This window comes from Lacibacter sediminis (assembly GCF_014168535.1).
GTDB classification, from domain to species: Bacteria; Bacteroidota; Bacteroidia; order Chitinophagales; family Chitinophagaceae; genus Lacibacter; species Lacibacter sediminis.
Genome location: NZ_CP060007.1, coordinates 3,785,522 through 3,811,208 on the forward strand (window position 1 = coordinate 3,785,522; position 25,687 = coordinate 3,811,208).

24 protein-coding genes are annotated in these 25,687 nt (G+C 40.5%); 9 read left to right on the plus strand and 15 right to left on the minus strand.

Annotated elements, in window-relative coordinates:
• Positions 1-34: 34 nt before the first annotated feature.
• From rplW to rpsJ, 4 genes are all read right to left on the minus strand, one after another.
• The gene (gene rplW / locus H4075_RS16040) at positions 35-334 is read right to left on the minus strand and encodes a 50S ribosomal protein L23 (RefSeq protein ID WP_182801842.1); all 300 of its coding nucleotides are present in this window, start codon (positions 332-334) and stop codon (positions 35-37) included.
• A gap of 32 nt (positions 335-366) precedes the next feature.
• Positions 367-999: a 50S ribosomal protein L4 gene (gene rplD / locus H4075_RS16045; RefSeq protein ID WP_182801843.1), complete on the minus strand. Its 633-nt coding sequence runs from the start codon at positions 997-999 to the stop codon at positions 367-369.
• A gap of 22 nt (positions 1,000-1,021) precedes the next feature.
• The gene (gene rplC, locus H4075_RS16050) at positions 1,022-1,639 is read right to left on the minus strand and encodes a 50S ribosomal protein L3 (protein ID WP_182801844.1); all 618 of its coding nucleotides are present in this window, start codon (positions 1,637-1,639) and stop codon (positions 1,022-1,024) included.
• Between the two features lie 277 nt (positions 1,640-1,916).
• Positions 1,917-2,222: a 30S ribosomal protein S10 gene (rpsJ, locus tag H4075_RS16055; protein WP_129132889.1), complete on the minus strand. Its 306-nt coding sequence runs from the start codon at positions 2,220-2,222 to the stop codon at positions 1,917-1,919.
• A gap of 683 nt (positions 2,223-2,905) precedes the next feature.
• Between rpsJ and H4075_RS16060 the strand changes: the two genes are divergently transcribed.
• Positions 2,906-4,408 (plus strand): Ig-like domain-containing protein, encoded by a 1,503-nt coding sequence (locus H4075_RS16060; RefSeq protein WP_182801845.1) that lies wholly within the window; start codon positions 2,906-2,908, stop codon positions 4,406-4,408.
• 111 nt (positions 4,409-4,519) lie between these two features.
• Here the strand turns inward: H4075_RS16060 and H4075_RS16065 are convergent, their stop codons facing one another.
• A complete protein-coding gene (locus H4075_RS16065) occupies positions 4,520-9,151 on the minus strand; it encodes a T9SS type A sorting domain-containing protein (protein ID WP_182801846.1) in 4,632 nt (1,543 codons plus the stop codon).
• Positions 9,152-9,625: 474 nt separating this feature from the next.
• Here H4075_RS16065 and H4075_RS16070 point away from each other — a divergent pair, with 474 nt between their 5' ends.
• Complete coding sequence (locus tag H4075_RS16070; protein ID WP_182801847.1) at positions 9,626-10,456, plus strand: glutaminyl-peptide cyclotransferase; 831 nt, start codon at positions 9,626-9,628, stop codon at positions 10,454-10,456.
• Here H4075_RS16070 and H4075_RS16075 read toward each other — a convergent pair.
• Entirely contained in the window at positions 10,453-10,947 is a 495-nt protein-coding gene (locus tag H4075_RS16075) for a phosphoribosyltransferase family protein (RefSeq protein ID WP_182801848.1), read from the minus strand. The two genes, H4075_RS16070 and H4075_RS16075, sit on opposite strands and share 4 nt — an antisense overlap.
• 163 nt (positions 10,948-11,110) lie before the next feature.
• On the opposite strand from H4075_RS16075, the gene H4075_RS16080 reads away from it, so the two are divergent.
• Entirely contained in the window at positions 11,111-12,424 is a 1,314-nt protein-coding gene (locus H4075_RS16080; protein WP_182801849.1) for a (Fe-S)-binding protein, read from the plus strand.
• 427 nt (positions 12,425-12,851) lie between these two features.
• Here the strand turns inward: H4075_RS16080 and H4075_RS16085 are convergent, their stop codons facing one another.
• From H4075_RS16085 to H4075_RS16125, 9 genes are read right to left on the minus strand one after another with little or no spacing between them, the layout of a single operon-like run.
• A complete protein-coding gene (locus H4075_RS16085) occupies positions 12,852-13,544 on the minus strand; it encodes a LysE family translocator (protein ID WP_182801850.1) in 693 nt (230 codons plus the stop codon).
• Positions 13,545-13,578: 34 nt separating this feature from the next.
• Complete coding sequence (locus H4075_RS16090) at positions 13,579-14,649, minus strand: ATP-grasp domain-containing protein (protein ID WP_182801851.1); 1,071 nt, start codon at positions 14,647-14,649, stop codon at positions 13,579-13,581.
• Positions 14,636-15,370 carry an NRDE family protein gene (locus tag H4075_RS16095; RefSeq protein WP_182801852.1) on the minus strand — a complete coding sequence of 245 codons (735 nt, stop codon included), beginning with the start codon at positions 15,368-15,370 and terminating at the stop codon, positions 14,636-14,638. The genes H4075_RS16090 and H4075_RS16095 overlap by 14 nt, the downstream gene beginning before the upstream one ends.
• A complete protein-coding gene (locus tag H4075_RS16100) occupies positions 15,358-15,858 on the minus strand; it encodes a DinB family protein (protein ID WP_182801853.1) in 501 nt (166 codons plus the stop codon). Before H4075_RS16100 ends, H4075_RS16095 begins: the two co-directional genes overlap by 13 nt.
• Before the next feature lie 27 nt (positions 15,859-15,885).
• The gene (locus H4075_RS16105; protein WP_182801854.1) at positions 15,886-16,428 is read right to left on the minus strand and encodes a YceI family protein; all 543 of its coding nucleotides are present in this window, start codon (positions 16,426-16,428) and stop codon (positions 15,886-15,888) included.
• 8 nt (positions 16,429-16,436) lie between these two features.
• Positions 16,437-16,841 (minus strand): DoxX family protein, encoded by a 405-nt coding sequence (locus H4075_RS16110; RefSeq protein ID WP_220494778.1) that lies wholly within the window; start codon positions 16,839-16,841, stop codon positions 16,437-16,439.
• A 30-nt stretch (positions 16,842-16,871) separates the two neighbouring features.
• A complete protein-coding gene (locus tag H4075_RS16115; RefSeq protein ID WP_182801856.1) occupies positions 16,872-17,327 on the minus strand; it encodes a YHS domain-containing (seleno)protein in 456 nt (151 codons plus the stop codon).
• Positions 17,328-17,380: 53 nt separating this feature from the next.
• Positions 17,381-18,082 carry a Crp/Fnr family transcriptional regulator gene (locus tag H4075_RS16120; protein WP_182801857.1) on the minus strand — a complete coding sequence of 234 codons (702 nt, stop codon included), beginning with the start codon at positions 18,080-18,082 and terminating at the stop codon, positions 17,381-17,383.
• A 20-nt stretch (positions 18,083-18,102) separates the two neighbouring features.
• Entirely contained in the window at positions 18,103-19,143 is a 1,041-nt protein-coding gene (locus tag H4075_RS16125; protein WP_182801858.1) for an ATP-grasp domain-containing protein, read from the minus strand.
• 94 nt (positions 19,144-19,237) lie between these two features.
• Here H4075_RS16125 and H4075_RS16130 point away from each other — a divergent pair, with 94 nt between their 5' ends.
• The 6 genes from H4075_RS16130 to argS all read left to right on the plus strand — a co-directional run bounded on the left by H4075_RS16130 (position 19,238) and on the right by argS (position 25,597).
• A complete protein-coding gene (locus H4075_RS16130; protein ID WP_182801859.1) occupies positions 19,238-20,017 on the plus strand; it encodes a (Fe-S)-binding protein in 780 nt (259 codons plus the stop codon).
• A gap of 118 nt (positions 20,018-20,135) precedes the next feature.
• Entirely contained in the window at positions 20,136-20,639 is a 504-nt protein-coding gene (locus tag H4075_RS16135; RefSeq protein ID WP_182801860.1) for a hypothetical protein, read from the plus strand.
• Positions 20,640-20,676: 37 nt separating this feature from the next.
• The gene (locus tag H4075_RS16140; protein ID WP_182801861.1) at positions 20,677-21,198 is read left to right on the plus strand and encodes a hypothetical protein; all 522 of its coding nucleotides are present in this window, start codon (positions 20,677-20,679) and stop codon (positions 21,196-21,198) included.
• A gap of 731 nt (positions 21,199-21,929) precedes the next feature.
• Positions 21,930-22,745: a hypothetical protein gene (locus tag H4075_RS16145; RefSeq protein ID WP_182801862.1), complete on the plus strand. Its 816-nt coding sequence runs from the start codon at positions 21,930-21,932 to the stop codon at positions 22,743-22,745.
• Between the two features lie 144 nt (positions 22,746-22,889).
• Positions 22,890-23,702, plus strand: a complete 813-nt coding sequence (locus H4075_RS16150; RefSeq protein WP_182801863.1) for a DUF4412 domain-containing protein — start codon at positions 22,890-22,892, stop codon at positions 23,700-23,702.
• A gap of 119 nt (positions 23,703-23,821) precedes the next feature.
• Positions 23,822-25,597: an arginine--tRNA ligase gene (gene argS / locus H4075_RS16155; protein ID WP_182801864.1), complete on the plus strand. Its 1,776-nt coding sequence runs from the start codon at positions 23,822-23,824 to the stop codon at positions 25,595-25,597.
• Positions 25,598-25,687 lie beyond the last annotated feature (90 nt).

Consider the following 25,687-nt stretch of genomic DNA (forward strand, 5'->3'; position numbering starts at 1 on the left):
TTGCGGTAGTTGATCTACCATTCTTTGTTTCTTATTACACTGTACCGTACAGGTCAATTGCTTCACCTTCAGCAACTGTTACGTATGCTTTTTTGTACGCTGGTTTGCTACCCTGGATGTAACCGGCTTTGGTCATACGGTTCTTCGCTTTACGGGGAGCTACCATTGTGTGAACATCAGCAACTTTCACGTTGTAGAATTCTTCTACTGCTTTTTTGATCTCAAGCTTGTTTGCTTTACGACCAACACGGAAAGCGTATGTGTTCTTCTTTTCTGTTAAACGATTGCTTTTTTCAGAAACAATCGGCTTTATTAATATTTCACTCTGTCTCATCTGGACGTTGTTTATTCAGTTCAATGATTCAATTAAGCTGCAGCTTCTTCTTCAGAAAAAACTTTAGCAGCGCTTTCAGTTAATACGAGTACATCGCTGTTGATGAGATCGTATGTATTTACATCAGCTAACAAAGTACCCACCACTTTAGGAAGGTTACGGAGGCTGAGGTAAAGATTATCGTTATAATCAGGGATAACAACCAGTGCTTTCTTACCTGCAATGTTGAGGTTGCTCAACACGCTTACAAATTCTTTTGTTTTAGGAGTATCAAAAGTCAAATCTTCAACTATAACAATTGCATTTCCTTTTGCTTTATAAGAAAGAGCTCCCATTTTAGCCAGATCTTTCACCTTACGGTTCAATTTGAAATCGTAACCGTGTGGTTTAGGCCCAAACACAGTACCACCACCTTTATACAAAGGGTTACGAATATTACCTTTACGTGAACCACCTGTACCTTTCTGGCGGTGAAGTTTACGGCTTGCACCTTTTACTTCAGCACGTGTCTTTACTTTGTGTGTACCCTGGCGTTGTGCTGCCTGGTATTGCTTTACAGCGAGGTAAATAACATGGTCATTGGGTTCGATACCAAAAATCTCTTCCGGTAATTCGATCGTACGACCTGTTGCTTTTCCTGATTTATTTAAAACGTCTACTTGCATGACTTCTTTAATTAATTAGTGATTACTTCTGGATGTATACGATTGAACCGTTATAACCTGGTACAGAACCGCTCACAAGGATGTAATTCTTTTCAGGGAAAATTTTCAACACTTTCAATCCTTTTACTTTCACTCTGTCTGCACCCATACGGCCAGCCATACGCATACCTTTCATTACACGTGAAGCATCAGAAGAGTTACCAAGTGAACCGGGAGCACGCTGACGATCATGTTGACCGTGCGATTGACCGCCTACACCGTGGAAACCATGACGTTTTACAACACCCTGGAAACCTTTACCTTTTGTAGTACCCACAACTTCAACTTTATCGCCTTCAGCGAAGATGTCTGTTGTGATAGTTTCACCAATATTTTTTTCGAGAGAATAGTTGCGGAATTCTTTTACGAATTTCTTAGGAGAAGTGTTTGCTTTTGCGAAGTGATTCTTTTCAGCGGAGGTAGTGTTCTTTTCTTTCTTTTCGCCAAAAGCTAATTGAAGTGCGCTGTATCCATCAGCGTCTTGAGTTTTGATCTGTGTAACAACACAGGGGCCAGCTTCAATGATGGTACAGCTCTGCTGTTTACCATCGGGACTGAAGATGCTGGTCATGCCAATCTTTTTACCAATAATACCTTTCATTTGTTTACAGTTTATGCCCTGTAAGGTTGTTGAGACATGACGCTGGCGGCGTCATTCAATCCCCGTTTACCATCGACCTTTTCCTTTTTTCCACTTTGGATCGGAAGTACCGATGGTAAACTAACCACGAAGGGCTAGTTTATATGTTCCTCAACTTTGGGTTGAGAATGTTTTTGAAATTCAGAGCTCTTTTTTACAGACCGAAGTTGTATTGAGAGATGAAATGATTACTTATTTATAAGAACTATAGACGAGTGGTCCGCAGGGCGGACAATCATCATGCTTTAATTTCTACGTCAACACCGCTTGGTAAGTCTAACTTACTCAACGCATCAACTGTACGGCTGCTGCTGGTATAAATATCCAGCAAACGCTTATGTGTGCACAGTTGGAACTGCTCACGGCTCTTCTTGTTAACGTGTGGTGAACGCAATACAGTAAAGATTCTTTTACGAGTAGGTAAAGGAATAGGTCCTGTTACTACTGCACCTGTACTACGAACCGTTTTCACGATTTTTTCTGCAGATTTATCGACCAGATTGTGGTCGTATGATTGCAATTTTATTCTGATACGTTGAGCCATAAGATCTGTCCCAAATTTTCAATTGGGAGCGCAAAGGTAGGGTTTGAAATGTTCCCTGCAAAAAGTTTGGGAAAGTTTTTTCCAGAAAAAAGAGCAAAAAGCCCTCATTTTTCCCGTTACCTGGGTTTTAAGGCCAAAGCTTAGTCATTATACCGCTATTAAAGCAGGGTTTACCGGGTTAAAGGGAGGTTTCCTTACTGCTACTTTCCCGGCTACCCCATCTGTTTATTAAGCTATATTGTTCCTGCTGCAGGATCAGGTGAAAGAAGAGTTTAAACGACCCACATCTTTCTGGTATAATACGACTCTGTACACAGACTAATGCAGATTTTTAGATAGACTATAAAGACTTTAGAACAAAATAATGGTAAACTCTGAGCGGGTAACTCTAACCACTTGGTTATTACATTTTCTGAGAAGAAAACCCAAGGTCTCGTATCGTAATTATTCGTTTTTTCACTACAAAAATGTAGTAGTTTGTCCTAGTGCTTAAACTTGGATGACAAATTGTGGTTGTTTAATTTTACAGCAGAATCAATAGCCCAATATCCGCCCCTTCCGAAGAACCATTCCCCCATCAGCAAGGACTTGTTTTTTACATGCATCCGATTTTCACCTGAGAATTCTGTGAAAATATTTTACAAGAGTCATTATTTATTCGAACATATCTAAAAAATCCGTCAATGAAAACCGCAATCCGCTACTATGCTTTGCCGATGCTGCTTGTACTTACTGTTTTGGCTGCATCCTGTTCAAAAGAAAAATCATCCCAGTCACCCGAAGAGCAAACAGAAATTCTGCAAACCCGTAATGGAGGTGTTGTAGATGATGACTCTGCATTACAAGCAAATGTGCCTGTAATTGTATCATCGGGCTTCCTTCAATCCGGAGCTTTAATTGAGAACATTCCTATTTCAAGAATTGCGGCAAAAGGGAAACCTGATGCCATCGCCCCAACTGTAAGCATTCTGTCTCCGGCAAACAGCGCCTCAGTTTCGGGTACAATCAGCATACTTGTTTCCGCAACTGATAATATTAAGGTTACTTCTGTAACGTTAAGTGTGGATGGAAGTGCGAAAAGCAGCAGCACGACTGCTCCTTTTACAAACGTGTGGAATTCAGGCACTGTGCCTAACGGGACTCATACTTTAACGGTAACTGCTAAAGATGCTAAAGGAAACAGCAGCTCAAGCTCGATACAAGTCTCAGTAAATAATGTTACTGCAGGTGATATTACTGCTCCAACGGTTAACATTACCTCGCCAACAAGCGGAGCTTCGTACGATGCAAATACTACTATTACTATCAATGCTTCGGCATCAGACAATGTAGGTGTGAGTTCACTGAATATCAGTATTGATGGAACTGTTGTTGGCAGTTCTTCGGGCTCATCTTACAGTTATACATGGAATACAAATACCGCAGGAAGCGGAATTCACACCATCTCATCAACAGCAAAAGATGCTGCGGGCAATCAATCAATAAAATCCGTTACAGTAACAATAAATACTGTTGTAGTTGAACCACCTTCAACCTCAGGTGTACGTTTAACAATGCCTCCTGTGAGTAACCAGGGAAGTGAGGGTTCATGCGTTGCTTTTGCAGTTGGTTACGCTGCCCGTTCCGCAGAACAATATTACAGATCCGGTGCTTCTACATACAGTAACTCAACAAACATCTTCAGCCCTGAGTTTTTATACAACCAGGTTAAGTTTGATGTTGAGTGCAGTTCAGGTACAGCTATGCAAACTGCACTTGACTTTATGAAAGTAACTGGTATTTGTACCTATCAATCGATGCCTTACAGTAGCAGCAACGGTTGTTCTTTACTGCCTAGCTCAACTCAATCTACTGAAGCCTTCAACTATAAGATAGCAAGCTATGCAAAGCTTTATACAACTGACAGAGCTGCGATCAAATCCATGATTTCGCAAAAGCACCCGGTCATAATTACAGTTGTTGCAGATAATTCTTTTATAGCAGCCAAAGCAGGATTTGTATGGAAGACTTATTCAGGATCAGGATCATTAGCTCATTGTATTGTTATTTGTGGCTACGATGACGCTAAAAACGCATACCTGATCATGAATTCATGGGGCACAGGATGGGGTGATGCAGGCTACAGCTGGATTGATTACGATTTCTTTACAACAAGAACAGGAACCTACTGTTATGCTATTAATTAAGAAACAAGTTTGATATAGACAGAAAAGTCCCGGCCTTAGCCGGGATTTTTTGTAGCATTAAAAAAGGCTGCCCCAAGGGGCAGCCTTACCAGTCGATTTTTAATTCGCCAGTTATTGTTTTAGATTAACCAGTTTGCCTGTTACTTGCTTACCTGCAACATTCAATCTGTAAACCAGTGTTCCGGCAGCAATTGTGCTACCAGGTCTGAATTCAACAAGCTGAGTTCTGCCTGCAGTTAAGTAACCTTCATAAACAGTTTGGATTTTCTGGCCAAACATGTTGTAAATCTCAAGCGAAGCTTTTCCTGAAACAGGTGATACTATCGCAAAGCTTACTTTCTCAGCAAACGGATTAGGATATGCTGATACACGAAGGCTTTCAACTGTTTGAGCTGCTAAATCGGCACTGTTAATTACACCTGAAGAATTGAGATTGATTCTTGTTGATGGAATTTCACATGGGCCAACATTCCAGCCAATAAAGATTCTGCATTCGTCGAATCCTTCGTTGATGCTTCCTACTGCATTTGTAATGTCGCCAAGGCTTGCGCCGCATTCTTTACCCGCTTCACCATCTACATTACCTAATGCATCGTTTGCAAGTTGATACAATCCGCCAACTGTATGATCGTATCCTTTACAATCAAGCGCATCAATGATGCTTTGTGGAATTGTTTTGTAAACATATTCGTTCACAACTACCAATTGACCAAGCTCATTCAGGTAACAGCTACGCTGTGTTGGAGTAGTTGAACCACAGCCACCTTCAGCTTTTGCAGTTGCAAATGTGCCAGCTTCTAATGCAAAGTCACCTAAACCACCGCTTACACGCAAGTTCAAACCAAGTGTGATTGTTTGTGACAAGAGCACATTATTGATCTTACCTTGTTTCGTAATGTAAGTAGTTGAATTGTTTGTACCAGGAGTCCAGCATGCTGGTAATGGTACATTATCAACTGTACAGCTACCAAACAACTCTCTTGAACCACCACCACCTGGCATTGACTTGTTGAGCAATTCAGCAGCAGTTGCTGTTGAAGGAATGGTAATAAACTTACCGTTACTTCCAATGACCAACGGATTGGCAACACCACCAACACCAAGCATTGCTTTGATCATATCAACCACGGTTGGATAAGTGATTGCTACGCCATCGCCGATACCATCACCATCGCAAGCAGGGCTTGTGTTACCATACTTACCTTGAGTGTAAGTGCAATAACCGCCACATGGTACAACAGTAACTTCGTATTTACATTCACTTGGAGTTAACTCTGTATTTGCGTAAGAAATTGTAAGAGTCAATGTAAAGCTCTGACCACCTGCAATTACCTTAACTGACTGTGCATTATCTGCACCATCAATAGATGCACTATTGTTTACGCTCCATTTCCATGTTTCATTTGCTGTTGGTGCCCTTCCTGCTGTATATGTATTGGTTGATCCGTTACATATTTCAGAGGTTGGAACTTCCGGACAACTTTCAGCTGCCCTTACAGGAATTGAACATTCACTCATGCTGCTACATCCTGTAATCTTATGTGTTACAGTTACAGTTACTGATACAACCTGACCTGCATCAAGCGGACCTGCTGTGTAAACAGGATTCTTAATGTTTGTAAAGTTGAATGAACCGGTACCGTCTTCAGTCCACACATAAGTATAATTATCAGGATTCATATCCGCACTTCCGGTAAGATCTACATCAAACTGAGCATTATGAGCCGCAGATGTAATGTCGATTGTAGACGGAGTTTTAGTACAAGCGATAACTGGTAATGGGTTCACTGTCAATGTACGGTTACATGTGCTGGTACAACCTGTTGGATTGGTTACAACAACTGTGTATGTACCTGCTGCTGTAAGACCACTGATGGTTGCTGTATTTGCTGTGTATCCACCAGGACCTGTCCATGCATAGGTTGCTCCTGCTGCACCGCCTGATGCTGTAAAGCTGGTTGAACCGCCTACGCAGATCGCATTGTTACCTGTGATCTCACAACCTGGATTTGGATTCACTGTCAATGTACGGTTACATGTACTGGTACAACCTGTTGGGTTAGTTACCACAACTGTGTATGTACCTGCTGCTGTAAGACCGCTGATGGTTGCTGTATTTGCTGTGTATCCACCAGGACCTGTCCATGCATAGGTTGCTCCTGCTGCACCGCCGGAAGCAGTAAAGCTGGCTGAAGCTCCAGCGCAGATCACATTGTTACCTGTGATCTCACATCCGGGATTTGGATTCACTGTCAATGTACGGTTACATGTGCTGGTACAACCTGTTGGATTGGTAACTACAACTGTGTATGTACCTGCTGCTGTAAGACCGCTGATGGTTGCTGTATTTGCTGTGTATCCACCAGGACCTGTCCATGCATAGGTTGCTCCTGCTGCACCGCCTGAAGCAGTAAAGCTGGCTGAAGCTCCTGCGCAGATCACATTGTTACCTGTGATCTCACAACCTGGATTTGGATTCACGGTCAATGTACGGTTACATGTGCTGGTACAACCTGTTGTGTTTGTAACAACAACTGTGTATGTACCTGCTGCAGTAAGACCACTGATAGTTGCTGTATTTGCTGTGTATCCACCAGGACCTGTCCATGCATAGGTTGCTCCTGCTGCACCGCCTGAAGCAGTAAAGCTGGCTGAAGCTCCTGCGCAGATCACATTGTTACCTGTGATCTCACAACCTGGATTTGGATTCACTGTCAATGTACGGTTACATGTGCTGGTACAACCTGTTGTGTTTGTAACTACAACTGTGTATGTACCTGCTGCTGTAAGACCGCTGATGGTTGCTGTATTTGCTGTGTATCCACCAGGACCTGTCCATGCATAGGTTGCTCCTGCTGCACCGCCGGAAGCAGTAAAGCTGGCTGAAGCTCCAGCGCAGATCACATTGTTACCTGTGATCTCACATCCGGGATTTGGATTCACTGTCAATGTACGGTTACATGTGCTGGTACAACCTGTTGGATTGGTAACCACAACTGTGTATGTACCTGCTGCTGTAAGACCACTGATGGTTGCTGTATTTGCTGTGTATCCACCAGGACCTGTCCATGCATAAGTTGCTCCTGCCGCACCGCCTGAAGCGGTAAAGCTGGCTGAAGCTCCTGCGCAGATCACATTGTTACCTGTGATCTCACAACCTGGATTTGGATTCACTGTCAATGTACGGTTACATGTGCTGGTACAACCTGTTGGATTGGTAACTACAACTGTGTATGTACCTGCTGCTGTAAGACCGCTGATGGTTGCTGTATTTGCTGTGTATCCACCAGGACCTGTCCATGCATAGGTTGCTCCTGCTGCACCGCCTGAAGCAGTAAAGCTGGCTGAAGCTCCTGCGCAGATCACATTGTTACCTGTGATCTCACAACCTGGATTTGGATTCACGGTCAATGTACGGTTACATGTGCTGGTACAACCTGTTGTGTTTGTAACAACAACTGTGTATGTACCTGCTGCAGTAAGACCACTGATAGTTGCTGTATTTGCTGTATATCCACCAGGACCTGTCCATGCATAGGTTGCTCCTGCTCCACCACCTGAAGCAGTGAAGCTTGCTGAACCACCTGCGCAAATCACATTATTTCCTGTGATCTCACATCCAGGATTTGGTAACGTTGCTACATCCACTTCATTACTTGTAGAAGTACAAGAAGGAATGGATCCCGATCCAACCACATAATAACCGGTTCCTATTGGAACACCGGTCCAGGTTAAACCTGATCCATCACCTGGTTTAGGAGCGCCAACTGCTTGGTCTGCGCTATTATAGAGTTGATAAGATGCTCCTGCTTGTGACGTAGTGGAAGTTATTGTTCCTGTACCCGGTGCAGATGCACAAACTGCACTGCCGGTTAATACCAATGCAGGTGGCGTAACATTAAATGCGCCTCCTGCAAAGTCATCAAGTGAAGCTGTTATAGACTGTGATGATCTTGTTTCAAGAATGAAACTTGTATTACATAAATTCAAAACGCCTAAACCTGTGAGATTAACAGTTCCTTCAAAAAACATGTTATTGTCGTAAGTCGGCTGAATAAATGACCATCCTGTAGGAATTGGATATTGGTTGTCATTGTTTTCCGCAACTGTACCTACAAGGTTGGTTGTTCTTAAATTATTATTCGTATTTGGTACAATTGTTTGCCCGGCAGGCGCAACACCATCATCATCCCACTGATAAATGGTTACAGTGGCATTTCGACCACCGCCTGTAAAATCGGCAAGCACCAAAACGTCACCATCAACATGTGGCGGACTGAAAATATTATTGCCACCAACCGTTACGGGCCCTGTTCCATTGAGGTAGAGCCAAAATCCAATCTGGGCGTCACCATTATTGGATGTACGGTCGCCGGCAAAATACAAAATACCATCTTTAATGATGGCTGCGGCATTGGCAATGTCGTTCTTTGCCTTTGTTTGACTGATAGACCAGACTAACTGGTTGGCAAAAAAGAAATCTTTTGAGCCTTCCGTAAACTGGTTGTCCACAACACCATTACCAAACGCATCGCTTGTGTACTGTTTGATTGCGAACAGATTAAAATTAGCAGAATTCCAGTCGATGGGGTTACCATCGATCACCGGATTCACTTGTGCCATCAGCCCCGTTGGACTAAAAGCTGAAAGAAACATAACAAGAAAAAGCATCTGTCGCCAGAGCCATTTCCCGCCACGCCCGTTTTTCTCACCTTTTAAGGTGTGTAGCAGTTTGTTCATCATTGTCGAATTTTTTAAGTGAAAAATGTCTAACATTTCACAGGAGGCTTATTAAGAGGATCTTAAAGACAGGACAGTTTACACCAAGCACACGAATGACAGTACCTCTTCAGGAGGCATAATTTGAGTGCTCAGTTAAAACAATAAATCGAGAGGACAGTAAAAAGGACTACTGAAAATTAAAGCAAGGATTCATTGGCATTAAAGCAATTCAAAGGGGAACAGAAAGCATAGAGGTATAGAATACATTACATAGAAACGGCGTTTGCTTTCAGTGGGGTGGTTTTACGTTCGTAAACGTAGATACATTTTTTTTAAAATGCAATACCCTAATTAGGGTATAGATATATATTTTTTTTTATAATCCAACGTTGATCAGTTTTATCTTTACTTAAGGCTTCATTTTACTAATGGCAGATCCATTTCATTCACATGATTTTCACAACAGCATCAATTGCTTTTACTTATTTTTGACGCATGTTGAAACAGATGAATTACAGCTTATTCTTTGGCCTGGTCTTTTTAGTTGCATGTGGTAATGATGCTGAATCGGACGAAACTCAATCTAACTTATCAGGCATTCCGGCCCCAACAAGCATTACTTATAACCTTGTAAAAGATTACCCACATGATACGTCTTCTTTCACCCAGGGTTTGATCTTTTATAAGGGCAACATGTATGAAAGTACCGGCAACCCAAACAACGCAGTGAATAATGGTTCATGGGTTGGGCCCGTTGATTTAAACACAGGTAAGCAAACAAAAAAAGTCACTCTCCCGGCTGATATTTTTGGAGAAGGCATTACGATCTTAAATGATAAAGTGTACCAGATAACCTGGCAAAACAACAAAGGTTTTGTGTACGATCTCGCTACTTTCAGGAAACTAAAAGAATTCAACTACAACCACGAAGGCTGGGGCATTACCAATAACGGCAAAGAATTAATTGTGAGCGATGGCAGCAGCAATCTTTATTTCTGGGATCCTGAAACATTAAAGGAAATACGCCGCATCAGCATCCAGGATAATAACGGACTCCGGAATAATATTAATGAACTCGAATTTATCAATGGCGCTGTGTATGCCAATGTTTGGGAGACAAATGAAATACTCAAGATCGATCCTGCTAACGGCAATGTAACCGGCAAACTTGATATGAGTAGTTTAAAACAATCTTACCCTGAATTAGAAGGGGCCAATGCCAGCGAGAAAGTACTCAACGGTATTGCATGGGACAGCAGTGGCAACCGCTTATTTGTGACAGGTAAAAACTGGAGCAAATTATTTGAACTGAAACTGCTTAATTAAAGCAGGTAAGCTCCTGTAATCTCATCGCCTTTCAGTTCTACATAAATATGCTCTTCCAATGTAGTGGCAATGGATAGCCCTACATAATCGGGTTGCACGGGAAATGTTTTATGTGTGCGCTCAACCAATACAAGGGTTTGAATTTTCTTTGGTTGAAAACCAAGAAAAGGTTTCAAGGCATACAGCATTGTTTTACCACTGTTGGCCACATCATCGATCAACAAAACAGATTGGTTGTTAAAGCCGATCTCCCGGTCAAGAAATACTTCAACAGGATATTTTTTATCCAGCGTTACTTCCACCAGCTCCACATGAATATTGCTGATGTTCATCACTTCTTCTGCCAGGGTTTTTGCAACGATCAAACCATTTTGCCTGATGCCTGCAAAAAACATCTGCTGCTCATCATAATTGCGTTCCACAATTTCAAACGCAAGCCGTTTCAGTTTACGATTGGTACTATCCTTATCTAAAATGTATTTCTTTTCCATAGTTGAGAAATTAAAGATGCAAAGAAAACAGCAATAAGCCAAAGAGAGATTTCACTTAAGTAAAAGAAATTAGCAGGAATATTGGTTGACTTGCTATTGTCCCTTAACTCTTTTTCTATCACTCGGTATCTACCCTTATCTTAGCAATACAAATAACGTTTGTATGCAGATCGTTCAACAGGTTTTATTTGCCCTTTGTTTTGCGGGAGCTGTTTGGTTCTTCAGCAAAAAAGTAAAAGAGATCCGCCGGAATATTTTTCTTGGTGTGGATGAAAACCTGACAGATAACCCAAGTGTACGTTGGAAGAATATGCTGCTGTTGGCTTTCGGGCAGAAGAAAATGTTTAAGAATCCGCTGGTAGCAGTAATGCACCTGGTTGTTTACGTAGGATTTGTGATCATCAATATCGAAGTGCTCGAAATTGTATTGGATGGATTACTTGGAACACATCGTTTATTTTTTCCACTACTCGGTTCGTTCTATTCATTCCTGATCAATTCATTTGAAGTATTAGCGTTATTGGTTTTAGTAGCCTGTGTGATCTTTCTTGTACGTAGAAATATGTTGAAGCTGAAACGTTTCCTCAGCAATGATCTCAACGGATGGCCACGCAGTGATGCAAACAATATTCTCCTTACTGAAATTGTATTGATGGGTTTGTTCCTGCTGATGAATGCAACCGACCGTGCGTTACAATTGAATGGCGCCGATCATTATCATGATACAGGCAATTTTGTGATCTCGGGTTTATTTGCTTCTTCATTAGCAGGTTTGTCAGAAACAACCTTGGTTGCAATTGAACGGAGTGCCTGGTGGTTACACATACTCGGCATTCTTGCGTTCCTCAATTATTTACCGTGGAGCAAGCATCTGCATATTTTACTTGCATTCCCGAATGCATGGTATGCACGTCTTACCAATACGGGTGAAATGACAAATATGACTTCCGTTCAAAATGAAGTGAAGTATATGATGCAGCCCGAGCTTGCACCAACCGATGCAACTCCCCCATCAAAATTTGGAGCGAAGGATGTATTTGATCTTAGTTGGAAAAGTTTATTGGATGCGTATAGTTGTACAGAATGTGGCCGTTGCAGTGCAGCCTGTCCTGCAAACACTACCGGAAAATTATTGAGTCCAAGAAAGATCATGATGAGCACACGTGACCGCTTGGAGGAAGTGGGTCGCAACATCAATGCAAACAAAGAATTTGTTGCAGATAATAAAACCTTGCTTAACGATTACATCACAGTTGAAGAGCTACGTGCCTGCACTACCTGTAATGCATGTGTTGAGGAATGTCCTGTAAGCATCAACCCGCTCAGTATTATTCTTGAACTGCGTCGGTCCCTAATCATGGAAGACAGTAATGCTCCCGGAGAGTGGAATGCAATGTTCAGCAACGTAGAAAATAATTTTGCTCCGTGGAAATTCAGTCCTGATGAGAGAGATAAATGGGCTGAGGAGATGAAATAAGTTGCGAACAATTTATGAATAAAGCATATTCATTAACACGAGCCCTTTCACTGATTTCTTATTGCTTTATTATTCTGCAGGGATGGATGATTGGGCTTCCCTTTATCATGGTTCTGTTTTTTTCTCTCTTTGAGTTTGGGAGTTTTGCTCAATTAACTGCTACCCTGTCACTAACAGGATTTATCTTACTGATATACCCTTTTCACTTTAAAACACTAAAACAAAAAATCATACTTCAAATCTTAATATATCTTCTCCTTCTTTCACCAATACTTGAGAGATTAATTAGTGTGCCAATGTATCTCTTTAACTACGCTTCCTTTATCATTCCTACCATATCATTTACGCTCCTTTTCCCATTATCTATACTATTCTTATACAAATCAAGAAGTAATTTGATTTATAACAACTCTGATTTGCAATAATATCAGTGAATATTTTTCTCCAACCCTCCTGTTACTTCTTCCGGATGTTCTAACTGATGGATCGCATCTTTTTTCCGGAAAATGCGGTAGAGTTGGAATAAGGCTGTGAATAAAAACACGCCACCAATGATCCAGTTCAGTAAATGCTGACTGGCATTTAAACGGTCAACCAATAATCTTCCTCCAAAAATAAAAATGCAATTACCGGCAAACGTGCCGATGCCGATACCAATGATGTAAAAATTATAATTACCGGCTTCGGGTTTTAATATTTTCTTTGTGAACAACACCGTACTCCATCCAAACCAGAAAGGAATCTGCACAGGGTTAATAAGACTCATGGTAAATCCAAGTAATCCACGATGCATGCCACTTGACAAGATCACATTCTCTCCCACCGATGGATGTGCTGCAGCCCAAAAACTTGAGATGGCGAGTGCCAACACAATAATAAACGTGACCCACTCCAACGCTTTCAATAATTTCTCCTGCTTGCGTACCCAATCCATGGCCACCAGCGAAAGACGCACATAAATAATTTCGGCTGTTAATGAACCTGCAGAAAACCAGAGTGCAGGCGAAATACCGTCGGTAATACCGATCTGCATTGCTGCAATGTTAAGTGTTCCAAGAGGCAATGAACCAAGAAAGCTGATGATAAAGCCCCACATTAGAATTTTTGCAAACTGTGGCATAAAACAAATATAAAGGCTTGAAGCAAATGAACGATTATAATTTTGGAGCAATGGCATCCAGCGCTGTTACATGCAGGTTATTACTGCGAAACATCGCTTTCGCTTCTTTCAATGTCATATACGGATGGCCCTTTGCATGATTCTGTTTACTGATGCGGTATAAAATAAACCAATGCCTGATAACTTCCTTCCATGCAAAGAATAAGGAATGCTTCGGATCGTACATATGTGTTGGATCGCTACCTGCTCCATTGAGTTCAATGATGTGAAAGTTTTTTCCTTGCCGCAGATCATCCCAGTCGTTATACATCACATCCAAACGGCCGTAATGAAATCCATTGATCTGCGTGCAAACAGCATCAATATTTTTAATGAATTCAGCATCGGCTTTGTGTGTCCAGTCAACAAACTTCGAACCTCTTGCATGGTTTCCATATGGTGCAAGGATCAGCTCTTTCCCCTTCGGTAAAACCTGCAGAATATCCTTTCCATACATCTGCTTCAATGCATCGATCTGCAGAATATAACGAGGCTCTTCTAAAATAAGTTGATACAACGTTGAAACGCCATCGCCAACAACCGTCATTGGTTCTTTCGCCACAATACCTGTAACAGTTCCGATAGTTTCATTGGGCATTCGATGATAAAAAACTCCCACTTCATGTTTGTAGGGTGAAAGTTCCTGCACCATATAATCAACCGTACAAACCTCTGCATAATGTTTTAACTCATCAACTGAGTTCACTTTCTTCACTGCTTTTCCCTGCATACCAATTACAGGTTTGGCAATAAGCGGAAATTTGAATTGATAAGTTTGAACTTGTTGTTGAATATGTTCGATGGATGTTCCTGCAGGTACAAAAAAGAATGCAGGATAATATTGTTTCGGTATAAGTGGATAGATATCCTGTTTCGGCTCCATTAAAAAACCTCCGTGCTTAATGGTTGGATTAGCAGCCGTAAAAAAAAACTTACCGCCTGCTCTTAAACAAAGCACGGCAAAGATGGGATAGATCCATCCATACACTGTAGTGAAGCTCCAGTATTCCCAATGAAACAGGCGGATAAAAAACGGGTGATGCGTAAACAGTTTAGACAGACGCATGCAATGATGAAATAGAATGATTGAACTGTTGAGTAGAAATTTGATCAGTTACAAGATCATGATAATGCATGAGCGATAGTTCTTTTTGGCGATGCAGTTGAGTAATACTTACTGTAAAAAGTTCATTGTCTCTGTTCATCAATACATCATTCTGTTCATCGCCATCGCCGGCAAAGCGATGGAAATGCAAAATTTCCTTACTGCCGATGGTTGTATATTCTTTCTGAAAACTTTCGAACCAGTTTTTTCTTTTTGTAATGATGTCGTCAGTATATAACGTAGCAGACGACCAGATGTAAGAAGAAGAAGGATCTAATTCCCTGATTGTTTTTTCCTGCCCGTCCCATCTTGTTTCAAACAATTGATTCGTTTGTCTTATTACTAATGTAAATGGTTCTATCTTATGAAGATTGATAAGTTCAAATGCAGCTATTGGTTGCGGATGATCGAATACATCCAAAAAGATCAACCCCCTGCTTTTGCGATAAGGTGGATTGTAATGATGATTGACAAAGCCACCGTTGAGTAATACCATCGCATTCCCGTTTTCATGTAATGCCATCCATGTGCCACCGGCATTTCCATCTTTTGGAAATAACAAATTACCACTGGCAAACTTGTACCATTGTGGCTGCTCTGCTTTTAAACGTACTTTTTTTTCATCCCTGTTTGATGTAAGGAAAAAAGAATCGTTGTTGGGTATATAAGTTACTGTGCACATTGTTCACGGTGGCGGATAGTGGAAGATGCAATGCCGAAATGTTCTCCCACCGGTTCTGTTTTTAATTCTTTTAATCCCACACGGATCAACGCCATGTGGTGTACTGTATGTTCAAGATTATAAAGTAATTCACGGTTGTAGTTGGTTGTAAGATGAAGTTTTTCTGTTGATGTTTCATCATACACACCTGCAAGCTGCAACTCAATATTCTCATGTTCAATAGACGATGCAATATCTGCTAACAGTTGCTTTGCAAACAAAGGATCGGTTTCAATACGCACATCACGTTTCCTGTCATCATAACAAACAGTTCCGTTTGCATAACCAGCCAGCAAACATTGAAATAATTCAATGATATGACGTGTATGCTGACCAACAGAAGAACCGGACAAATTTTCTGAAGGAGTTTGATATTGCTCAACGGTCAAATGATCAATCACTTCATTCAGCTGTTGAAAAGATGTTCTGATAGCGCTGTATAACTGCATAGATAGTTTGTTGCTTTTTAAAAATAGTTATTTTTTAGCGAGTACGTTCAATTTCACTTTTAAATCGTTGGAAATTGTATTTTTTCCACCCACCCCAAAATCACGACGTTTAATATTGAATTCGCCTTTAAAGCGGTAAGCTCCCGCCTCTGCTGTAACTGTAAAAGGGAAACTGATGTCTTTCGTTGTTTCTTTAATAGTAAGCCTTGCAAAAACTACGTAGTAACCGGGTGTAACAGATTTGGCCACCTTTACCGATTGAATCTTTATTTGTGGATAAGTTTTCACATCAAAATAATCTTCGCCACGCAAATGCTTATCTCTTGTGCCATTATCGGTATCAATACTGGCTGCGTTTACTGTAACAGCAAAGGAAGAAGCAGACAGATTCTTTTCATCAAACAAAACTTTCCCATTTAAACCATTGAGTTTACCTGTAACATCAAATCCAAGATTGCTGATCACAAATTCAACTGTTGAGCCTTGATCAACAGGCATTAATTGTTGTGCTTTTGCTGCAAGCGCAAGCAACAACGCTCCGGCTGCAAACAGGTATTTTCCTTTTTTCATAATTATACTTACGATCTTTTTGGCAGAATGGAGTTGAGCAATATTCTTATCTGCGACTGATAAACAAATAACAATATCGCAGAACTGATAAGAACAAGCAGTGCATAAATGAACAACAGTCCACCATCAGCTTTTACTTCAATTCCCAGTGTGGTAAGATGAAAGAACAACGCACCACTCATTAGACCGATGGCAAGCAAAGCTCCAAAAGCAGTTGTGCGTGGAATTAAAATAAGTATTGCAGCAATCAGTTCCATGACGCCTGTGCCAATACGGCCCCAGGGCTCCATACCAATGGTTGAAAAAATATAAACTGATTCATCGCTGGCTGAAAATTTAAAGAAGAGCGTATGTAATAAAATAACTGCTGCAAGCAAACGCAACACCCAAAGAACAATTGTTAATGGTTTCATGATTGACATATAGATGATATAGTAAAAAGATCAATGAGAAAGCTTACTCCAATTAGCATCAGCTTTTGCTTTTAATGCCTGCTCATCTTTATTCCAGGTTTTGAGCGTATTGTTGAAACGTTTGTTATAGAAAAGATAGAGTTTGCCATTTAAAACCTTAAACGTTTCCGGATCGATCTCAACTTTCTCTCCTGTTGCACCCATTGCATATGCACACCATCCACCATACTGCGGTTCATATTTACCGGGATTCTTTTTAAACTCTTCTTTGTTGGCAGTTGATGAAAAATGATAACGGATACCTTGATGAATAACAGCTAATGACGACTCGCCTTTTATTGCTTTACCACTGAAATAAGCAACTGCGTCATAACCCTGTATGGCAATTCCTTTTTCAAGATTAAACGTGCTGACACGTTTTTGATCCTGTGCTGAACTAACAAAAACTGTTGAAAAGAAAATGATGACTAGAGAAATCTGCTTCATTGTGTTGATTTGATGAAACAAAAGTAACGTATGGTTGAAGCTGCCTATGTCGCTCAACTGACAGCTAAACTCTTTTGCAGATTTTTAACGGACGGGATGTTGATCAACTGTCGGGTAACAGTCAGGAAACCGGCTGTTTCCAATTCGTTGAGCATGGTGGTTACAGTTTGCCTGCTGCTGCCAATAAGCTGGGCAATATCTTCATGTGTAAGAAAATTCTGGATACTGTATTCGTCTTCATTACTCGTTTCGCCTTCTTCACGTGCAAGCATCACTAAAAAATTTACCAGTCTTGTCTTTACATCTTTATTCAAAAGATTCAACAAACGGCTTTCAAACTTGCGTAGTTTTTGACCAACCTGTTTTGTATAATGAAAGCCAATATTGGGTTTGGTTTTGAGTAAGCGTTCAAAATCTTCAATATTAAATGCGCAAAGGGATACATCTGCTTTATAGGCCTGCGCAAATTCACCGTTAAGATTATTACGTTCCAATGTAAACTGCCCGAACACTTCTCCTTCACGAATGATCTCTTTAATTACTTCTTTGCCTTCTTCATCAATATACCCGATCTTGATGGTGCCGCCTTTGAGAAAATATAGTTTGTTGTGATATTGAGAATCGAAATAAATATACTCGCCTTTGTTGGCTTCAATAAAATGATGATCAAGATGCAGCTCCTCATATTCCTCATCACTGATATGAGCAAACAAATCGTAGTTGCGTATCAACAGGAACTTTTGATCAGTACTCATAAATTGAATTGAACTTGAAATTAATCATATTTCTGCAAGAGCTTAAAATGCTGCTGCGATTGTTTCAAAAACCTGTAGCCACGTTGAAAATTCCAGTACGGAAATCCATGCCTGTTATTATGTTTACTGATCTCAAATAAGGCTTTCCAGTGTTTTAGAATTTCACGGTAGGCTTCACCTAAACTCATGTTACAATCATAAATGTGATTCGGTTCGGCACCGCAGCCATTGTATTCAAGTATAACAAAATTTTTACCCTGTTTCAGATCTTCAATACTGGTTGTTTTAATATCGTACCTGCCATAATAAAAATGTTTTGAATAATGACTCAGCTCGTCAAATACATGATGCAGGTTTTCATCAATCTCGTTCCTCAGGTTGGTGAAATGCGCTCCCCTGTTATGGTTACCTGCATACGACAAATAAAAAATATGATCCTTTTCAATAACCCTTTCGAAACGATGGGCATGACGATGCTGCATTTCTAACATACGGTGTTTAGCACGTGGATGGTTTGCGATCAATTGTTGTAATGTATCTGCGCCATTTCCAATTACATGCAACAACTCTTTATTAATAAAACCACTTACGGTTCCTTTTTGGGCTGACGGGTGACGGAAATAGAACACACTTACTTCAACCGGCAACTCCACCAGGTCCTGCACAATGTATTCAACCGGGATGCGCTCATGATATTTTTTCAATTGATCTTCGGAGTCGATCTTTCGAAAAAGAATCCCTTTCATCCCCACATCAGGCTTTACAATAAAAGGATAAGTGAATCCTGCCAACTCAAGTTTCTTCTTCACTTCTTCAAACGAAAGGTCATGCATTATATAAATTGTGCGGGGAACTGTATGAGGTGGCAATTGATCATACATTTCTTTTTTTCCTTCACCTTCAAAACCACCGAATGCAATCGTTGGGTTTGATGGTGTAAAAAACCAAAACGCCCTGCTGCGTATCATATACCATACCCACACAAAGCTGATCGGGAAATAAATCAGTGCAAAAGGCCACAGTTCCCAATTCGTCAGTCGTTCAAAAAATTTCTTCAACATGAAAATCAAAGATAACCGCCTCACAGAATATATGAACAAAGAGCTGCCTGTAATTTCATCGCTTTCACTTAGTTTTGAAACAAATTGAATATTTATGCATGTACCATCAATGGCTGAAATGATGGCGAATAACGAAACACCTGAAGTGCTTTTTTGGGTGGGCTGTGCCGGTAGTTTTGATCAACGTGCACAAAAGATCACGAAAGCATTTGCTACCATTTTAGATAAAGCAGGAATAAAATTTGCCATTCTTGGTAAAGAAGAAATGTGTACGGGCGATCCTGCCCGTCGTTCCGGAAATGAATTCCTGTTCCAGATGATGGCCTACAATAATATACAGGTGTTGAATGGCTATGGTATTAAAAAAATTGTCACCACTTGTCCGCATTGTTTCAATACACTCAAAAATGAATACCCGGCTTTAGGCGGTTCATACGAAGTGATCCATCACACAACTTTATTACAACAGTTGATTGATGAAGGAAAAATAAAACTGAAAGAAGGCGGATCATTCAAAGGAAAAAAAATTACTTACCACGACAGTTGTTATCTGGGTCGTGCAAATAATATTTACGAAGCACCACGCAAAGTATTAGAAGCTCTGGATGCAGAGTTGGTTGAAATGAAACGTTGCCGCAGCAATGGTTTGTGCTGTGGTGCCGGTGGCGCACAAATGTTTAAAGAAGAAGAAAAAGGAACAACCCGGGTAAACTGGGAACGTACAAATGAAGCTGTTGAAACCGGCGCTGCAGTAATTGCTGCTGCCTGCCCGTTTTGCAATACCATGATGACGGATGGCGTTAAGGTGGCCGAAAAAGAAGAAACGGTGCAGGTATTAGATGTAGCTGAATTGGTTGCTGCCAGTTTAAAATGAGGCTTTGCAAAATAACTCACATGAAATAACCATAAAAACAAACGTACTGACCCATACCACCAACAATGATAATTTTTATGGTTATACTATGTGGCCAAAAGAAAATATCAATTAACACATGAAAAACTTTCTGAACGGATTTAACTGGAAAAACTTCTTTCAACGCACAGCGTTGTTTTTTCTGGTGTTTCTTGTGATTCGTGTGTTGGTAGACTGGTTTGAGGGTAACTTTTCTTTTAACAATATTTCACAACAGGATTTTATCCGCTATCTTATTCTTGGTCTGATTCTTGGCTTGCTCGACTCCGATACTTGGTCAAAAACAAAAAGTATGGGTACAAAAGAAGAGCCGCTGAAATTTCGCAATTTTCGGTCTGCCTTGTTTCATTATATAGGTCTTGCATTCTTTATCGCATTGCTGTGCGGAGTTATTTTCGCCGCATTACTTTCGTTGGTTTGGGGCATCAGCCGAATAACAGGCACAGAAGTAAAAGGAAGTTTTTCAGAAGCCTGGAGAACTTACCTGCTTATTATTGTCACCATCGGCATTTGTTTTTCTGCCTACGATGCCATCAGAAATTACATGCGTGTAAAGCGATTAAAAAAATCCGGGAACGATTAGCCGACTGCAATCGATCATCTCCCATTAACTTTGCAGTATGAACCTCGAATACAAACATTTGCTCCCTGCCGATTTTGCCCCCGATTCCCGTGTTTGGATCTACCAAAGCAGCCGCATGTTCAGTTTAGGTGAAGCCATACAGATCGAAGACCTGCTGAATCACTTTGTTGAGAACTGGAAAAGCCACGGCACACCGGTAAAGGGTTTTGGCACCATGTTTTTCGGGCAGTTTATTATCCTGATGGCCGATGAACGTGCTACCGGCGTTAGCGGTTGCAGTACAGATAGCAGTGTACGTCTTATTAAAGAGATCGAACAATTATATAAGGTATCCATGTTCGACAGGCAGAACCTGGCCTTTGTACGTGAAGATAAAATTGAGCTGCTACCCCTTGGTCAGTTACAATACGCCGTTGACAACGGATTTCTACAGGCTGACTCTATATATATGAACAACCTCGTTCAAACAAAAGCAGAACTGGATCAAAACTGGCTTATTCCTGTTAAAGAAAGCTGGCTGGCAAAACGAATTAAGCTGGAAAACAGCCAAAAAGCCTGAGGGCAAAACCGTTCGTCCCACATCACATATTTGGGGTATAACGCTTTGATCAGTGTTTTGCACCTTTCGTCATCCAAATTCCGCAGTTCATAAGGAGGTGTTTTGCCTTAACATTTCCTTCATGCCATCCATCCTCAATTCACTCCTTTTCACCAAAAAAAGATTAGAATTTTGTGCTGTCGATGTAACAAAACAGAACGTTTACCGTCACATCTGTACAAGTTCTTTGAAGCAACATTACTAAATGTGTGTTTGCAAAATCTAAAGGCCCTATTGGGGAAATCTTGAAAAATTTGCAAAAAATACGCTTAAACCGAATGAAAAATACTAATAGAAAACACTAAACTGTCAGTAAGTATGTAATTTTCAAAATTTTTTGAAAATTTAGTTGGAAGATAGTTTAGCCTGTTGTAAATTTGCATCGTCAAACAAAAGGTACCCAAAGCTCCGGTTAATATAGAAACACCGCCTTTGACAGTTTACTTCGAAAAACATCCCTGTTAAACTGCACTATAAACAGGTACCAAACAAAAACGAAAGCGAACAAACCAGAACAAATTGCCTTGATGACCGGTCATCCAAAAAAATTGACCATTCATCAGCTTAACAAGCCAAACAAGGTATTATGTATTGCAAAGTACCAGTTTTAGATAGTATCTTTGTTATACAATCGAAAGAAAGAAACCCCGAAAGGGATAAAATAAAAAGAACCTTAAACATCAAAAAACGAGATGACAACAAAATTAACAGTGAACTCCGAAAATAACGGAACACTCAAACAGAACAACAACAGCTTAGGCAGAAGAATGATGCGCATTGTCGCTTCAGCACTCTTCGCAGTTATTGCCCTTGCTTCAATGTCTTTTACCCAAGACGACACTACAAAACGTGTAAATGAAAATGCGGCTGCTGTTGCTGATAGCTGCTGCACAGTAACTTTTGTAAGCGGCAACCAACAAATTGTGATCACTAATACAAACGCATTTACTGCTGAAGTAAGGATCAACAATATGGATATCAATACATGGGTAAACAGCCTGAAAGCATATACTTATAAGAGAATCAACTTCAATTCAATTGGATTGGCCGACAATAAAATGGATATATCCTTTACTGTTGCTGAACAAATGAACAGAAAGATGGCAGTTGCCTACAGCAAAAATCTGGAAACTGAAAACGCCGTTGCTGATAACCAGATAAACAACAAGTTTACAGAAGCTGTAGCTGCTCCCCTCTTTGGCAAAATGCTCCAGGTAGAGGCTGCTGATGCAGATGCCTCAGTTGACAATATGATTGCTGATGATGCTGAAAACAAAGCGAAAGCTTCAGCATTCAGAAAAGCAGTAACTGCCGGCAACATTGCAGCAGATGAGCAAGTTGACCTGATGGTTTATGCCTCAACAATTGAAAACAAACAGTTGAACACTACAGATGCAGACAGTAAAATGGATGCTCTTATGAATAAATCTTCTTTCAGCCCGGTTCGTCCATCAGTAGGTGGCGCAGCTGATCAGGCAATTGATGCCTTGCTGAAAAAGATGAACTAATTAAGATTTTCTACATGCAGTTGGTTTAGGTTTCGGGGTTGATTTCCATCAACCCTTCTTTTTTTGTTAACCTTTACGTAATTACATGGTCGGTTATCTAACTTTACGAATTGCCTCGTAAATTCACATCCTAAAATTCTGACGATGAAAGTGATTGTTTTTGCCATTGCCACACTCCTCATGTTTGGCACAAGTTCAGCTCAGCAGGTTGTTAACGAAGCGGTTATTCAAATGAAAACCGAAACAAGTAATCCAAATTCTGATGGTGGGCCTCCTGTTTCAAATGATGGCGAAGGCCGGGTTATGGTTCGTATTGGTGATGGTGAGATCAAGTCAAAAATGTTTTTCAAGAATGGCATGACTAAGATCGAAAGTGATATGGGCATGGGAACCAACCAGGTTATTATTGACAGTAAAGAAAAGAAAACCACTACTCTGTTTGAAGCAATGGGCCGTAAGATGGGTTTCTATACAACAGAGGCTGATATGCAGCGAATGATGGCAAGCGCTGATTCAGGTCGTCCACAACAACAAAGGGTTCAACAATTCAGTCCTGAAGTTTTTATTGAATACCTGAGTGAAACAAAGAAGATTGCCGGCATGGAATGCAAAAAGGCGCTTATTCGCTATAAAGATCGTCGTGGACAGGAAGTACAACAGGAAGTTTGGTACAGTCCTGAATTTGTTATGGGTGAAGGTTTCAAGATCCGAGATGTGATGCGTATGGCAAATGTTCCAGGTTTAGAAAAGCTGAAAGGCTTCCCCATGGAGTTTCAACTTACAAGACAAAACGGAGCAAAAGTTCATTACCAGGTAACCAAAGTTGATCTTACTGCTAAAGTGGATGATAAAACGTTCAATATTCCAAAAGACTATGACATTAAACCCATGAGTGAAATGAACCAAGGCGGTGGCCGAAATGGTTTTCAGTTCAGAATGAATGGTGGCGGACAATAAGCTTTTTCAAACTATACTTCAAAAAACCTCCTGTGTTCAGGAGGTTTTCTATTTTCCTTCCCGCTCACATTTCTTTCGCTTACAGCATTTCAGTTATTTTTGCGGCACAATTACAAAGAATGGCAATTCAGCAACAGATACAGCAGGCAGCGATTGAAAGTTTAGAAAAGCTTTACAGCAAAACATTTACTCCAAAGGATTTTCAGATCAATAAAACCAAACCTGAGTTTGAAGGTGATTATACTATTGTCTTGTTCTCATTACTGAAACCATTAGGTAAAAGCCCGGATGCAGTGGGAAATGAATTAGGCAAACATCTTACAGAAAATCATCCACAGCTCTTTACTTCGTACAATATCATTAAGGGATTTCTGAACCTCACTGTTGCTGATAATTACTGGAATTCTGTTTTACTTACAAATTATAACAATAGTTCTTTCGGTAAAGCAGAAACAAAGCATAAAAAAGTGATGATTGAATATTCATCACCCAACACCAACAAACCCCTACACCTTGGTCATTTAAGAAATAATTTCTTAGGCTGGAGTACTGCCGCCATCATCAATGCAAATGGTTACGATACTGTGAAGACATGTATTGTTAATGATCGTGGAATTCACATTTGTAAAAGTATGATTGCCTGGCAACTGTTTGCTAATGGAGCTACTCCGCAATCGACCAATACAAAAGGTGATCATTTTGTTGGTGATTACTATGTAAAGTTTAATGATGAATACAAAAAGCAGGTAGAAGAATTGATAGCCGGCGGGATGAAGAAAGATGATGCTGAAAAAGAAGCGCCCATCATGAAGGCAACACAACAAATGCTGTTGGATTGGGAAGCAGGTAAGCCGGAAGTGATGCAGTTATGGAAAGAAATGAACAGTTGGGTATATGCGGGTTTTGATGAAACATACAAACGCATCGGCAGTGATTTCGATAAGATCTATTACGAAAGCAATACATATCTCTTAGGAAAGAAAACTGTACAGGAGGGACTAGAAAAGAATGTGTTTATTCAAAAAGAAGATGGGAGTGTGTGGATCGATCTTACGGCTGATGGACTTGATGAAAAAATTGTGCAGCGGAAAGATGGCACATCCGTTTATATAACTCAGGATATTGGACTCGCACAACAGAAGTATGATGAGTACAAGATCGATCAGAGCATTTATGTAATTGGCGATGAGCAGAACTATCACATGAAAGTGCTGCAGCTCATTTGTAAAAAACTGGGACTTCCTTATGCTGACAGCATCTATCATTTAAGTTATGGAATGGTTGAATTACCAACAGGTAAAATGAAAAGCCGTGAAGGAACTGTGGTTGATGCTGATGATCTGTTGAATGAAATGGAAGATGTGGCAAGACAAAAAACAGAAGAGCTCGGCAAGGTAAAAGACTTTACTGCAGAAGAATTGCAGGAACTCTATAAGACAATCAGCATTGGTGCCTTGAAATTTTATCTGTTGCGTGTTGACCCCAAAAAGAAAATGATCTTCAATCCTGAAGAGTCAATCGATTTTCATGGATATACAGGGCCATTTATTCAATACACACATGCAAGGATCAAATCAATCCTGAGAAAAGAAAAAGCACAAAAGAGCAATGTACAAGCATCAAGCCTTCTGAAACTTGAAAAAGAATTATTGATCGATCTGGAAAATTATCCAACTGTGATTGAGCAGTCGGGTAACGAACATGATCCTTCACACCTTGCAAACTACATTTACAATATTGCGAAGACGTTTAATTCGTTTTACACAGAACACTCTGTTATGAATGCAGAAAGCGTAGAAAAGAAGCAATTACGTTTGCTCATTTGTGAATTAACAGCGAATGTTATAGCAAGCGGTATGCAATTGCTGGGTATTAAAGTACCTGAAAGAATGTAACATGGTCCATACGGCCTTTAGCCGTCAGACCACAAATAGAAAAGCGGCAAGAACGATCTTCCCGCTTTTCTGTTTTATGGTATTACTTCA